The following is a 15493-nucleotide window of genomic DNA, read 5'->3' as shown; positions in this document are numbered from 1 at the left end:
AAATGAAGAAAGTATTCTTATTTAGCTTATTATCTGTATTATTCATAACACTTCTGTGGTATTTTTTTATAATGGATTATGATTATAAAGTAACTTTTGAAACAAATCATCCTTCAGGAGTGGTTTACAATACTTTGGTTAACTGGAACAATTGGGAACCAAAATCTAAAAAAATGGTATCAATACGTTCTAAAAAACCTTTTTTAGAAGTGTCTCATGATCTAGAGGTTTTTGACTCCATTGTTGAAATAGATTGGCGTATTCAAAAAAAAACGGATACTATAACTAAAGTAACTGCTTTTTTTAAGGATAAAGAGAATAGTTTATTTCAAAAACTAAGAATTCCTTTTTTTAAAACCGCGTTTGTTAATCGAAGTATTCTTATCGCTAAAAATATTAGAGAAGGGTTAAAAATTCATAAAGAAGAATATAAAGTTTCATCAATAGAAAAAACCATATTTACTAAGAAAAATGTTCTTTACACAACAGTAAGTTGTAAACTTCATAAAAAAGCAAAAACAATGATGAAGCATACAAGTGTTGTTATGGAATATATTAAAAATAATGAACTTCTACTTAATGGAGATCCTTTTTTGGAAATCACAGATTGGAATTTAAAGGAAGATAGAATCACTTTTAATTTTTGTTTTCCAATATCAAAAGAAGATAATTTTCCTAAATCAGATTTTATAAAGTTTAAAAGTACGAATGAGAAAGAAGCATTGAAGTTGGTATTTAATGGAAACTATAGTATTTCCGATAGAGGTTGGTATGCATTAATAGATTATGCTGAAAGGAATAATATAAAGGTAGATTTTTTACCTATGGAAGTTTTTTTGAATTCCCCTCATTCCGGAGGCGATTATCTTGAATGGGAAGCGGAAATATATTTACCAACCCAAAAGATTTGAATATTTAGAATAATAAGGGTTATATAAGTGTAAGTAATCGAAAGTTTGGAAAATTTTTGGAGCAATGTCGTATCAAAAATCTAGAACCAGGAACAGATGTTGGTTTGTTATCTTATAACGAAACTCCTATGAAGCAGTTTATTTACAAAGGAATTTCAGTTATTTCAACAGACTTTAATCAATTAGGTGCTAAAGCCGCGGATTTTGTTAGAGGAGATGAAAAATTACAATTTTACGTACCAACCAAATTAGTATTAAGAGACTCATTATAATGAATTATCATCTAGGATTAGACATAGGAAGTTCTTCTATAAAAGTAGCATTAGTAGAAATCGAATCGGGTAAGAGCATTGGTGTTGTTCAAGAACCCAAAGAAGAAATGAGCATGTATGCTCAAAAAAACGGTTGGGCAGAACAAAAACCAAACGATTGGTGGAAGTATAGTTGTAACGCTATAACCCGCTTAAAAAAGCAACATAATGTAACAAGAAACCAAATAAAAGGTATTGGTATATCGTACCAAATGCATGGATTGGTCATTGTAGATAAAGATGGAAACCCGCTTCGTAAAAGTATTATTTGGTGCGATAGTAGAGCTGTAGAAATTGGGAATGATGCTTTTAAAGGAATTGGAGAAGAAAAATGCTCACAAAACCTATTAAACTCACCAGCAAATTTTACTGCTTCAAAACTGAAATGGGTAAAAGAAAATGAACCAGATACCTATACTAAAATTTACAAGTTCATGCTCCCAGGAGATTTTATCGCATATAAATTTTCTAACAAAATAAACACAACCATTTCAGGCTTATCCGAAGGCATTTTTTGGGATTTTAAAAATGATAGCGTAGCCGATTTTCTTTTGGAGCATTACGGCGTTCACAAAACGCTAGTTCCGGACATTGTAGATACTTTTGGTATCCAATCCTTAGTAGATAAAAAAGGAGAAACAGAAAGCGGTATCGCAGCAGGAACACCTATTTACTACAGAGCTGGAGACCAGCCAAATAATGCTTTGTCATTAAATGTATTTAACCCTGGCGAAGTAGCAGCAACAGGAGGGACCTCAGGAGTTGTGTATGCAATAACAGATAATTTATCTGCCAAAGAAAGCTCTCGCGTAAACAATTTTGCACATGTAAATTATCAAAAAGGGGCCGCAGCAAGAATCGGTAAACTATTGTGTATAAATGGAGCAGGTATTCAGTACCGTTGGCTTTTAAATAATCTGGCAGTAAGCTCTTATGAAGAGATGAATACTTTAGCATCAGAAATTCCGATAGGTTCTAATGGCGTTTGTTTGATTCCGTTCGGAAATGGCGCAGAACGTATGCTAAACAATACAGAAATAGGCACACGTATTGTCAACATGAATTTAAACAACCATCACAAAGGGCATATGTGCAGAGCAGCACTAGAAGGCATCGCATTTTCATTCGTTTATGGAATGGAAATTTTAAAATCCGACGGTATAAAACCAAGCGTCATTCGTGCCGGAAACGATAATTTATTCCGTTCAGAAATTTTTGCAAATACCGTAGCCACTTTAATAGAACAAGAAATAGAAATCTACAACACTACAGGAGCCATTGGTGCAGCAAGAGCTGCGAATTTACATAATAGCGATTTTAAAGCGTTCGGAAAAACCATTATGGACAATGATCACGTCATGACATTCATGCCTTTTAAAGACAAGCAACCTTATTTAGAAGCATATAAAAACTGGAAAAAAGAATTAGAACTCATATTAAACAACTAACATTTAGGGCGTTACGGCAAGGGTCGGGCTATCCGTTACGAGTCCTCGGTCGTACCTCTCTGTGGGCTTTCCACTACAATCCCTAACGGAGACAGAGTATCGTACTAAAAATGAACAACCGCATAAACAATAAAATTATGGCAAGTAAAGAATATTTTAAAGGAATAGACAACATTAAATTTGAAGGTAAGGAATCAGACAACCCTTTAGCATTTAAATACTACAACCCAGATCAGGTTGTAGCAGGAAAAACCATGAACGAATGGTTTAAATTTTCAATTGCGTATTGGCATACCTTCTGTGGGCAAGGATCAGATCCTTTTGGGCCAGGAACTCAAAGCTTTGCATGGGATCAAGCTTCAGACCCAATTCAAGCAGCCAAAGATAAAGCAGATGCCGCTTTTGAATTTATTTCAAAAATGGGCTTTGATTATTTCTGTTTTCACGATTTCGATTTAATTCAAGAAGGCGCAACCTTTGCAGAATCAGAACAAAGACTAGCTACAATTACCGATTACGTAAAAGGTAAACAAGCAGAAAGTGGCGTTAAATTATTATGGGGAACAGCAAACTGTTTTTCAAACCCACGGTATATGAATGGGGCTGCTACCAATCCAGATTTTGATGTCGTAGCCAGAGCAGGAGGTCAAATTAAATTAGCCTTAGATGCTACTATAAAATTAGACGGAGAAAATTATGTGTTCTGGGGTGGTCGTGAAGGTTATATGTCGTTATTAAATACCGATATGGGTCGCGAATTAGACCACATGGGGCAATTTTTAGGGATGGCTAGAGATTATGCAAGAGCGCAAGGTTTTAAAGGAAATTTCTTTATCGAGCCTAAACCTATGGAACCCTCAAAACACCAATACGATTTTGATACCGCAACAGCTATCGGTTTCTTAAAAGAATACGGATTAGATAAAGATTTTAAAATAAATATTGAAGTCAACCATGCAACCTTAGCACAGCACACGTTTCAACATGAAATTGAAACTGCTGCAAAAGCGGGTATGTTGGGAAGTTTAGATGCTAATAGAGGCGACTATCAAAACGGATGGGACACCGATCAGTTCCCTAATAATATTCAAGAAACTACAGAGGCGATGTTAGTGTTTCTAAAAGCAGGTGGCTTACAAGGAGGTGGTGTCAATTTTGATGCTAAAATTAGAAGAAACTCTACAGATATAGAAGATGTATTCCACGCACATATTGGTGGTGCAGATACCTTTGCAAGGGCGATATTGATTGCAGATAAGATTATCACGTCCTCACCTTATGAAAAGCTACGAACAGCGCGCTATAGTTCCTTCGATGCTGGCAAAGGAAAAGACTTTGAAAATGGAAAATTAGGCTTACAAGATTTGTATAAGATTGCTCAAGAAAATGGTGAATTGCAACTAAAAAGCGGTAAACAAGAGTTGTTTGAGAATATTATAAATCAGTACATATAAAAACGAATTAAACTAAATAAGCATTATGCAAACATCAACCAATTCAAAATACTTAATTAAACTTACATTAGTGGCAACGCTTGGTGGGCTATTGTTCGGATATGATACAGGTGTTATTTCTGGAACCGTAGGTTCATTAGATAGTTTTTTTGTAACCCCTAAAGGTTTATCGGAAGCAGCAGCAAATGCCTTCAAAGGATTTTTAGTAGCCAGTGCTTTAATCGGATGCATCATTGGTGGTATTTTTGGAGGACTTGTAAGCAAAAAATTGGGCCGAAAAAAAGGGCTTGTACTAGCGGCTATTTTATTTTTAATTTCTGCTTTAGGTTCCGCAATGCCAGAAATGTTTATCAAACCAATTGGTGAGTTAGATCATACATTTTCTACAATTTTTATATGCTATAGGATTATTGGTGGTATAGGTGTTGGGTTAGCTTCTATGTTATCCCCACTTTATATTGCAGAAATAGCGCCTGCAGATAGTAGGGGTAAGTTGGTTTCTTTTAATCAGTTAGCTATAGTTGGCGGTTTTATGGTCGTTTATTTTGTTAATTATTTTATTTCTAGAACAGGAGGTTCAGATGCATGGCTAAATGAAGTAGGTTGGAGATGGATGTTTGCTTCAGAAGTCATTCCGGCAGGATTATTTTTAGGGTTATTATTTTTTGTGCCAGATACACCACGTTCTTTAATGCTAAAAAATAAACCAGAAAAAGCATTGGATGTCCTCATTAAAGTAAATGGAGAAACAGAAGGGAAGAGGATTTTAGCCGAAATAGAAAATTCTGTTGATCAAGCTTCAGGAAAATTATTGTCCTATGGATGGGGTATCATACTTATTGGTATTGCTTTGTCCGTTTTTCAGCAATTTGTTGGAATAAATGTAGTATTATATTATGCCCCGGAAATTTTCAAATCGATAGACCCAAATACAGATGGTGCTTTATTGTTAACCATTATAGTGGGTATAGTCAACTTCTTATTTACCATTCTCGCAGTTAAAACTGTAGATAAATATGGAAGAAAACCACTAATGTTAATAGGAGCTTTGGGAATGGCAATAGCAATGTTGGCGCTTGGGTTTGTATTCCTTACAGGGGCTACAGGCTATTTAGCTTTGGGATGTATGATGCTGTATGTGGCAAGTTTTGCTTTGAGTTGGGGACCAGTTACTTGGGTGTTATTGTCAGAAATATTTCCTAATAAAATTAGAGGTAAAGCCATGGCTGTTGCCGTAGCAGCACAATGGATTTCTAATTACTTGGTGTCTTTAACATTCCCAATGATGGATGATAATTCATATCTAACAGAGCAATTTAATCATGGTTTTGCCTATTGGGTTTATGGGGTGATGTCATTATTGGCCATGTGGTTTGTATGGAAATTCGTGCCAGAAACAAAAGGAAAAACTTTAGAGGAAATGGAAAACCTTTGGATAAAAAACAAATGAATTAAGCTGTTAATCATTAATTGATATAAAAAACAAATTAAAATACGGGTGGGAATAACTGGTTCTGGTTTTGCTTCAGAACAAGCTAAATCTCTTAATCAAACGGAGTAAGTAGTAATAGCTGCAATCTCAAGTCGAACAGATGTTATTAAATACCTCCATCTTATTGGTGGCCTCAACGAAAGGTGTCGGAAGAACAAATTAAGGAGCAGTGTACGCATTTAATAGATGCTATTTAAATAAGTTTTTGAGTTGCTCAACCATATCTACATCTTTAGGTTGCTTATCAAGAAATAGTATAACCACTCTGTTTTTTTGAGCCCATATGATACATTGGTATTTATTTTATATTCATATTTTTTACCTTGATTGTTTTCTTTAAGCTCATCTTCAAGTTCACTAACAATTAGGGTTTGTATTGCTTAGGAATAAAGCTACTTTAAAATATTAATAAATAAGTTTCTATATAGCAATGTGATTCAAGTCAATCTTTTTATATAAAATAACCACTAAAAAGTAATATTTTTTACTATAAGTGTAATTTATTAAAAGCCTTGGATCTATTGGAGCGTAAGACGTTCTTGTGTTGCCTAAATTTTTAGTGTGATAAAAAAATCATAAACTCAATGGTATTCCAAAGTATCTCAAGAGTATTACTAGTATAGAATAACACAGAAATAGCTAAGCCAATAGAAAAGACTCTATCTAGAGCATTAACCCTGGATGATAGAAGTTAAAAAAACATCGGATTTTACTATTATTAAGGAAAAATAATTTTGGTCTTGTATCAGAGGATAATGTTCATTTCTGTTTTGATGCGGAACAAAAAAGCTTTTAATTTTTGCAACACAATTCAATTTCAGTAAAGAAAATTTTAAGATGTAATAAGATATATTCAATTCTAATTCATAATTATTTTTCAATAAAAAAAGCGAAACAATCTAAAAATTTGGATAATGAATATTATAGAAGTAATTATTAGTTTTCAAAGTGATAATAGACTGTTCAAGTATGAACATATTATTAAGGGGATTAATGAATCTATAGCTAAAGATGAGCTTAAAGTAGGTAATCAGCTTCCTTCACTAAATATTATGGTAAAGAAATTAGGCTATTCTAGTGATACTATTTTAAAAGGATACAGAAAATTAGAAGATATGGGGTTAGTAGAGTCTGTAAAGAATAAAGGTTATTTCATTATAAATAACAAGGATAAAGTGCTATCAGAATAGTATAAAATTATAAAGAATTAAATGATAACAAATATTACTAAAACACTTTTCAATAATATTGAAGTTGAAGGAGCAGAAAAATATGTAAAATCATCGGTACTTAAAGTTTATGACAAAGAGGGTATTGTAATTTATGATTTTGTAATAAAGAACCATGAAAAAATATGCTTAAAACCAATAACGCTAAAATGGAAAATTCCTGCACATAACATTAAAGGAGTTTGGAAACCTACTACAGATTTTGCAAAACGTATTGAAGCAGATTGGGAACTTGAACAAATGGAATCAAGGGTATCTATAGATGCTCCAGTAATTAGTTTGTTTGGTCATGATGACACTAATAAATTAACCTTTGCTTGTTCCAATGCTATTGAAAAACTTGAATTAAATGCAGAAATTCGTGAAGAAGACGATTGTTTTTATTGCTTTGTAACATTCTTTACAGAACCTCAATCTAAGATTAAAGATTTTAAAGCTCAAATCAGGTTGGATTATAGAAATATACATTTTTCAGAGACCTTAAAGGATGTATCCAAATGGTGGGAAAGTTTTGAGAATTTAAAACCAACAGCTGTTCCAGATATTGCTTTGGTTCCGCTCTATTCGACTTGGTATAACTTTCATCAAAATTTAAATGAAAATGTTCTAATTGAAGAATGTAAAACAGCCTATAGTTTAGGTTATAAAGCAATCATTGTTGATGATGGTTGGCAAACTAAAGATGGTAATAGAGGTTATGATTATACAGGAGATTGGGAACCAGAACGTTTAAACAAGACTAAAGCCTTTGTGGAAGATATTCATGCTACTGGTTTGAAAATTGGATTTTGGTATTCGGTGCCTTTCTGCGGAAAAAAATCGAAAGCATACAAACGTTTTAAAGATAAGTTTTTAACTGAGAATCATCGTTGGGCACCTGTCTTTGATCCACGTTATCCTGAAGTTAGAGAATACCTTATCAATATTTACAAAAACGCATTAGTTGATTGGGATTTAGATGGTTTTAAACTAGATTTCATAGATGATTTCAGGTTGTATGTTGATACACCTCCAGTAAATGATGCAATGGATTTTATTTCGATAAACGCAGCAGTTGATAAATTATTAACAGATGTTATCACAACTTTAAAAAACATTAATTCTGAAGTTTTTATAGAATTTAGACAAAAATATGTAGGTCCAGCAATGCGAAAATATGGCAACATGTTTAGAGCTTTTGATTGCCCTGGAGATGCCAATATGAATCGTGTTAGAATTGCAGATATTAGAATGTTAGCAGGCAATACCGCTGTGCATTCAGATATGATTACATGGCACAATGATGAAAAACTAGAAGTAGCTGCTTTACAAATGGTAAATACGCTTTTTGGAGTTCCTCAAATTTCAGTAGTACTTAAAGATATTCCTAAAGAACACCTTAAAATGGTTAAATTTTATACTGAATATTGGAATACAAACAAAGAACTCATAACAAAAGGACACTTTACACCATATAGACCGTTGGCTAATTATCCAATTCAAAAAGTACGTAACAATAAAAAACTACTTGTTGGTTTACATGACGATCATGTGGTTCAGCTTGATGAAGCTATTGAAAATATTAACGTTTTAAATGCAAAATTATCAGAAAGCGTTATTCTAAAAATAAATACTGATTTAGGAAACTATGATTGTAGCATCTTTAATTGTAAAGGTGAGTTGATTAATCAAAAATACATTATGTTCAACCGAGGTATCATAGAAATAAATATTCCTGCCTGCGGTTTAGCCCAACTAACTAAAAAATAAATAACGATATGGATACACTATCAATTGTTTCATTTCTGGGGTTTACGTTATTGGTAGCTTTTATTGCTTGGTACGCCACAAGAAAAACTGATGAGAAATCAGCTGATGGTTATTATCTAGGTGGAAGAAGCTTAGGTTATGTAACCATTGCAGGTTCTTTGCTCTTAACAAACCTCTCTGCAGAACAAATTGTAGGGCTAAATGGACAATCTTTTGCGCAAGGTGTTTTGGTAATGGCCTGGGAAACTTTAGCTGCTATCTCCATGATAGTTACAGCTATTTATTTATTGCCAAAATACATGCGTTCTGGAATTACTACCATACCAGAATTTGTACAGGCGCGTTTTGATGCACAAACCAAATCAATTTTATCTATATTATTTCTAGTAGCTTTTGGCGTGATATTATTACCAACCATTTTATATTCAGGCTCTTTAGCATTTAGCACCATGTTTGATTTACCTGAAACTTTAGGTGTATCGCAATCAACAGTTATCTGGATTTGTGTTTTATCTATTGGAACAATTGGATCTATTTATGCCATTTTTGGGGGTCTAAAAGCTGTAGCTGTATCTGATTTAGTAAATGCCATAGGACTTTTAATTGGAGGTCTTCTAATCCCTATTTTTGGTTTAATGCTTATTGGAGACGGTAGTGTTTCAGATGGTTTGAGTGAATTATGGACTGAAAACCCAGACAAATTTAATGCTAAAGGAGAAATAGATTCATTTATTCCATTCAGTACTATTTTTACAGGAATGATGATTGCTCAAATGTATTATTGGGGAACCAATCAATCTATTTTACAACGTGTTTTTGGCGCTAAAAGTTTAGCTGACGGACAAAAAGGAATGATACTTGCAGGATTTGTAAAATTCCTAATTCCTATTATTGTTGTATTACCAGGTATTATTGCATGGCATGTATTCGGAAACGATTTAGCAAATGCAGACCAAGCATACCCCGCTTTAGTTAAAAAAGTATTACCTGGAGCCTTTTTAGGATTTTTTGCAGCTGTATTATTTGGCGCAGTATTAAGTTCTTTCAATAGTTTATTAAATAGTAGTTCTACACTATTTGGTATCGATTTATACCGTCAATATTTTAATAAAAATGCATCCGAATTAAAAATGGTAAAAGCGGGAAAAACATTCGGTATTTTATTAGCATTGATTTCCATGAGTATAGCTCCTTTTATAGCAAATGCACCAGACGGTTTATTTTCATATATTCAAGAGTCTTTAGGTAGTCTAAGTGTGCCTATTTTGGCTGTTGTTGCTGTTGGTATGACGACTAAAAAAGTACCTGCTTTAGGAGCTAAAATTGTATTAACAGCAGGTGTGTTAATGTACTTAATTAGTCAGTTTGTATTAAGCCCTAATTTCATAGAATTAGCGCTAGCAGAAGCAGCAATAAATGGCATAACAGATGCAAAAGAGTTAGGTATTATAAAAGCAAAAGCATATCCTCATTTTTTACATATTATGGGAATTCTTTTTGTTATTAACGTAGCCTTTATGTTATTTATGGGGAAACTATTCCCTAGTAAAAAGATCTACACGCCTAAAATTACTGAACAAATAGAAATTACGCCTTGGAAATATGCTAAAGTAGTTGGTTTAGCCATTACAATTTTAGTATTAAGTACTTACTTTATTTTTTAAATTGAAGATTGCAGAATATGAGTAAGAAATATGTTATAGCATTTGACCAAGGTACTACAAGTACTAGAACCATTGTTTTTGATAAAAAAGGAACGATTGTTTCAATCGCTCAGAAAGAACTAAAGCAATACTACCCGCAATCTGGTTGGGTAGAACACGATGCTTTAGAAATATATAACGACCAACTTGAAACCTTTAATCAAGCAGTTACAGAATCAGGAATTAATCCAAAAGATATTGGGGCTGTTGGTATTACTAATCAGCGTGAAACAACTGTTGTTTGGGATAAAGAAACAGGAGAGCCCATTCATAAAGCGATTGTTTGGTTAGACAAAAGAACTACTGATATCTGTAAAGATTTAGAAGAAAAAGGATATTCAAACTATATAAAAAAAAATACAGGGTTAGTTATAGATTCTTATTTCTCATGCACCAAACTAAAATGGATTTTAGATCACGTTGAAGGGGCACAACAAAAAGCAGAATCTGGTCAATTATTGTTTGGTACTATTGATTCTTGGCTCATTTATAAATTTACAAACGGGAAAAAGCATGTTACCGACCATACCAATGCATCGCGTACTATGATTTATAATATTAAAAAATTAGATTGGGATAAAAAGCTTCTTGAAGAATTAAATATTCCACAATCATTATTACCAAAAGTTCAAACCTCATCATCAGATTTTGGAGCCATTGATTATAAAGGAATTTCAATTCCAATTTATGGTGTTGCAGGCGATCAACAAGCATCTTTATTTGGGCAAGGTGGATTTAAAGAAGGTATTGCAAAAAGTACTTTCGGCACAGGTTGTTTCATTCTTTTAAATACCGGAAAAAAACAAGTGAAATCAAAAAAAGGATTGCTTACAACATTAACCTGTAGTTTGGATTCTGAACCTGTAAATTATGCTTTAGAGGGTAGTATTTTTGCTGGAGGTGCTTCCATTCAATGGTTAAGAGACCGTATGAAAATTATTGATAAAGCTAGCGACACAGAAGCCATTTGCAATAGTATTCCACCATTAAAAAAGGTATATGTAGTTCCCGCTTTTGCAGGTTTAGGCGCACCACATTGGGACGAAAAAGCAAAAGGTAGTGTATATGGTATGACTTTAGATACTGGAAGAGAAGAACTTATTAAAGCAACCGTAAACGCTTTAGCATACCAAACAAAAGATGTTATTGGGGCTATGCAAAAAGATAGTAAAAGTAAAATAGTAACTCTAAAAGTTGATGGCGGTGCTACAGCAAACAACTATCTGATGCAGTTTCAGTCAGATTTATTGAGTGTTGACGTTGATAGACCAAAAATGATAGAAGTTACCGCTTTTGGAGCCGCATTATTAGCAGGTATTAAAGCAGGTATTTGGACCAAAAACGATATTGCTCAAATACGAGAAATAGATATGATTTTTAGTCCAAAAATGAATAAAAAAACACGAAAAAAGAATTATAAAGGCTGGAAAAAAGCTGTAAAACGAACAAAAAGTAAGTAAGATGTTGACGATGGAAAAAAGCATAGAATTTTCAGTTTTAAATAGGGCAGTACAAATAGAAAAATTACAGACTACAAAATTTGATTTAGCAATTATAGGTGGAGGTGTTACAGGAGCAGGAATAGCTTTGGATGCAGCTTCTCGTGGTTTGAAAGTTTGTCTTGTAGAAAAGAATGATTTCGCTTCTGGCACTAGTAATAAATCCACTAAATTAATCCATGGAGGGTTACGTTACCTTAAACAATTTGAAATAGGTTTAGTTAGAGAATCTGGTTCTGAACGAGCCATTGTGCATAAACTAGCACCCCATTTAGTTATTCCCGAAAAAATGCTATTACCCTTGGTTAAAGGTGGTACTTATGGAAAAATGATGACATCCATTGGATTAAAAGTGTACGATTTTTTAGCAGATGTAAAAGGAAATGACAGACGCAAAATGTTAAATAAAGAAGAAACCTTATCTAAGGAGTCTTTGCTTAATCAGGACATTGTTTTAGGGGGTGGACTATACGCAGAATATAGAACAGACGATGCTAGATTAACCATTGAAATAATAAAAAAAGCAGTCTCTTTTGGAGCAACTATAATTAATTATTGTGAGATGGAATCGTATAATTATAATGATGATTCTAAAATTAAAAGTCTGAATTGTACTGATAATAATACAGGAAACACTTTTAAAATAAAAGCAAGAAGTTATGTGTCTGCAGCTGGTCCTTGGGTAGATAAATTGCGCACCAAAGATCATTCAATGAACAACAAATATTTACACCTTACCAAAGGGGTCCATATTGTTTTTCCTTATGAAAAATTACCAGTGAAACAACCACTTTATTTTGATGTCCCTGATGGTAGAATGATTTTTGCTATTCCAAGAGGGCGGGCTACTTACGTGGGAACAACAGACACCAATTATTCTGGAAATTTAGAACGTGTTGTTGCTACAAAAAATGATGCTGAATATTTATTAAATGCAATAAATGCTACATTTCCAGACGTTAATTTATCCATAAATGATATTGAATCTAACTGGGCAGGGTTAAGGCCATTAATACATGAGGAAGATAAAGATCCTTCAGAATTATCTAGAAAAGATGAATTATTTATTTCTGAAAGCGGATTAATTTCTATTGCAGGAGGAAAGCTTACAGGGTATCGCAGAATGGCTGATCGTGTCATTGAAGCGGTTTTAAAAACCATGAAGAGCAAGTACAAAAAAGACTTAAAAAAGTCTAAAACCGAAAAAATTTCTTTGGTTACTCCTTCACTTGAAAATTCACATAACGTAGAAATTTATCAAAATGAATTAGAATTAAAACTTCTAGAATTAGGCATTTCAAATACGTATCATGCTTGGTATTTGTGCACAACTTATGGTAAACAGTCTGATATCATTATCGATAAATCAAAATCATTCGATAATAAAGATGCCTTAGAACGATTAATTAGAGCAGAACTTTGGTATGGTATTTATTATGAAATGACAAATAGCCTAACCGATTTCTTTGTACGTCGTACTGGTCGATTGTATTTCGATATTCCAAGTGTAAAAAAGTATTTTGTGATTGTTTTAAATGATTTTATAAATTATTTAAATTGGAATGATAACCGTATCTCTTCGGAAAAAGAAAAACTAGTGTTGCTTTTACAAGATGCTTCCACATATTATAAAGAAGAGTTTATGTCCCTATAATGCTGTGAATACGTATAATCATATTATGAAAAGCAATAGATAGAAGTCATTAATAAAAGTAAATACTATGAACAAAAGGATGATAAAAATTTTAATGATAGGTTTGTTTTTTCCGTTTTTTAATTGTGGAGATTCTCCTAAACAACTATCTGAAGTACATAATGAGCCTACAGGTAATGAAATGATTGATTTGACCAACAAGCTTGCAAAGGGATGGAACACTTGGAATACCAGAAGTGTTTTGTCGCACGTATTGCTTCCCGAAAGTTTTGCCATTGACTTACAGTTAAAAGACAACAAGTCCGGCGATATTTTGAAAGAGGCATTGATAGGAAGAAGGGGAGATAGTATTGAGCGTGTTATTCCTGGTTTCCACGCGTATGATGGCTCCTATACCTCGTTGAAATTGGAATGGCGGGATATTACCGTTCAAGTTCAAAGTGCGACAAAAAATGACATGCTCTATGTATTGGTAACTCCCATAAAATCTGCTGATGGCGATTCATTGATTATCAATCCAAAGATGTTATGGGAAAAAGAAGGTGTAGTTAGTATCGATAACAATATTACGGCACAAACTCCTTCAAAAACGATTACAGCTTATATAGTGGGTCATCAATGGGAAGCTAATTCTGATACCATTTTAACATCTTTGGATCAACCTATTGCAATTTCTACTGATAAGGACAAAAGTGTTGAAGAAATCGAAAAGATATTGAATGAATCAAGGGTAGCTTTTGCAGAGATGAAAACAAACTATGGTGAATCTTCAGAATTATATAATTCCATGCAGTCAGTCTTGGCATGGGACCAGATTTATGAACCAACTAATGACAGGGTTATTACGCCTGTAAGCCGTATATGGAATACAGAATGGGGTGGATGGGTATTATTTGATTGGGACACCTATTTTGCCGCCTATATGCTTTCTTTAGATAATAAGGACCTAGCTTATTCTAATGCCCTTGCAATTACTAAAGACATTACCGAAGGCGGTTTTATTCCAAATTGGAGTTGTGGTTTTACTAAGAGCAAGGATCGTTCACAACCACCTGTTGGATCTTATGTTATAAAACAGATTTATAAACAGCATAAGCAAAAATGGCTATTGCATGAAGTATTCAATGAATTGCTCAGTTGGAATCGATGGTGGGAAAAAAACAGAGATGTTGATGGATATCTTTGCTGGGGTTCGAATCCATATGACCCCGGGGATAATCCAGAATGGTTGACCCAAAAAAATGGTAAAAAACAGGCAGCATTATGGGAGTCAGGTCTTGACAATTCTCCGATGTACGATGATGCAAGTTTCGATTCGGAAAACCATATCATGCAATTGGCAGATGTTGGTCTAATGAGTCTTTACATTTTGGATTGTCAAAGTTTGTCCGAAATAGCAGAAGAATTAGGAAAGTCTGATATTGCAGAAGAATTAAAGGTGCGAGAATCAAAATATAGAAATAAACTAAAAACATTATGGAACAATGAATTTGGTCTGTACCTCAATAAAGATTTGGCCACAGGTGAATTTAGCTATAGACTTAGCCCTACCTTATTTTATCCTCTTTTAGCTAAAGTACCAGATGATCTTCAGGCAAATCGCATGATGGCGGAGCATTTTTACAATCCGCAAGAATTTTGGGGAGAGTATATTTTACCTTCTATCGCAAGAAATGATACTGCTTTTAAGGACAATAATTATTGGAGAGGCAGAATATGGGCTCCAATGAATTTTCTCGTTTATTTGGGAATTAGAAACTACGATCTGCCAAAGGCAAGAAAAGATATTGTGGAAAAATCAGAAACATTGTTGTTAAAATCATGGATTGGAGAAAATCATATTTATGAAAACTACAATTCAGAAACAGGACAGGGAGATGACATAGAAAACAGTGATAAATATTATCATTGGGGTGCTTTACTAAGTTATATAGGGCTTATAGAGAAAGGGCATGTACTGGCACCAGAACTACCAATACAAGGAATTAATTAATCAGGGACAAGGCACAAACAAGAATAGAATAAATAAGCAATCTTAAAGTA

The 15493-nt window shown here is 33.5% G+C and carries 11 protein-coding genes; all 11 read left to right on the top strand.

The window, feature by feature from the left end; all coding sequences use genetic code 11:
- Positions 1–2: 2 nt before the first annotated feature.
- Complete coding sequence (locus Q0820_RS06490; RefSeq protein ID WP_298486220.1) at positions 3–911, top strand: hypothetical protein; 909 nt, start codon at positions 3–5, stop codon at positions 909–911.
- Positions 912–967: 56 nt separating this feature from the next.
- Positions 968–1183 (top strand): hypothetical protein, encoded by a 216-nt coding sequence (locus Q0820_RS06485; protein WP_298486218.1) that lies wholly within the window; start codon positions 968–970, stop codon positions 1181–1183.
- Entirely contained in the window at positions 1183–2670 is a 1488-nt protein-coding gene (locus Q0820_RS06480) for an FGGY family carbohydrate kinase (RefSeq protein ID WP_298486216.1), read from the top strand. Before Q0820_RS06485 ends, Q0820_RS06480 begins: the two co-directional genes overlap by 1 nt.
- Positions 2671–2807: 137 nt before the next feature.
- The gene (xylA, locus tag Q0820_RS06475; protein ID WP_298486709.1) at positions 2808–4124 is read left to right on the top strand and encodes a xylose isomerase; all 1317 of its coding nucleotides are present in this window, start codon (positions 2808–2810) and stop codon (positions 4122–4124) included.
- 25 nt (positions 4125–4149) lie between these two features.
- Positions 4150–5574, top strand: a complete 1425-nt coding sequence (gene xylE / locus Q0820_RS06470; protein WP_298486214.1) for a D-xylose transporter XylE — start codon at positions 4150–4152, stop codon at positions 5572–5574.
- Between the two features lie 956 nt (positions 5575–6530).
- Positions 6531–6806, top strand: coding sequence for a GntR family transcriptional regulator (locus Q0820_RS06465; protein ID WP_298486212.1), 276 nt, complete (start codon positions 6531–6533; stop codon positions 6804–6806).
- A gap of 21 nt (positions 6807–6827) precedes the next feature.
- Positions 6828–8594: a glycoside hydrolase family 36 protein gene (locus Q0820_RS06460; protein WP_298486209.1), complete on the top strand. Its 1767-nt coding sequence runs from the start codon at positions 6828–6830 to the stop codon at positions 8592–8594.
- Between the two features lie 8 nt (positions 8595–8602).
- Entirely contained in the window at positions 8603–10258 is a 1656-nt protein-coding gene (locus tag Q0820_RS06455; RefSeq protein ID WP_298486207.1) for a solute:sodium symporter family transporter, read from the top strand.
- Positions 10259–10275: 17 nt separating this feature from the next.
- The gene (gene glpK / locus Q0820_RS06450) at positions 10276–11757 is read left to right on the top strand and encodes a glycerol kinase GlpK (RefSeq protein ID WP_298486205.1); all 1482 of its coding nucleotides are present in this window, start codon (positions 10276–10278) and stop codon (positions 11755–11757) included.
- Between the two features lie 10 nt (positions 11758–11767).
- Complete coding sequence (locus Q0820_RS06445) at positions 11768–13450, top strand: glycerol-3-phosphate dehydrogenase/oxidase (protein ID WP_298486204.1); 1683 nt, start codon at positions 11768–11770, stop codon at positions 13448–13450.
- 67 nt (positions 13451–13517) lie between these two features.
- Positions 13518–15443: a trehalase family glycosidase gene (locus Q0820_RS06440; RefSeq protein WP_298486202.1), complete on the top strand. Its 1926-nt coding sequence runs from the start codon at positions 13518–13520 to the stop codon at positions 15441–15443.
- Positions 15444–15493 lie beyond the last annotated feature (50 nt).

Origin of the sequence: uncultured Maribacter sp. (genome assembly GCF_947495965.1) — a bacterium.
Classification (GTDB): domain Bacteria; phylum Bacteroidota; class Bacteroidia; order Flavobacteriales; family Flavobacteriaceae; genus Maribacter_B.
The sequence above is the reverse complement of the archived record's forward strand: the minus strand, read 5'-3'. Positions and strand labels throughout refer to the sequence as shown.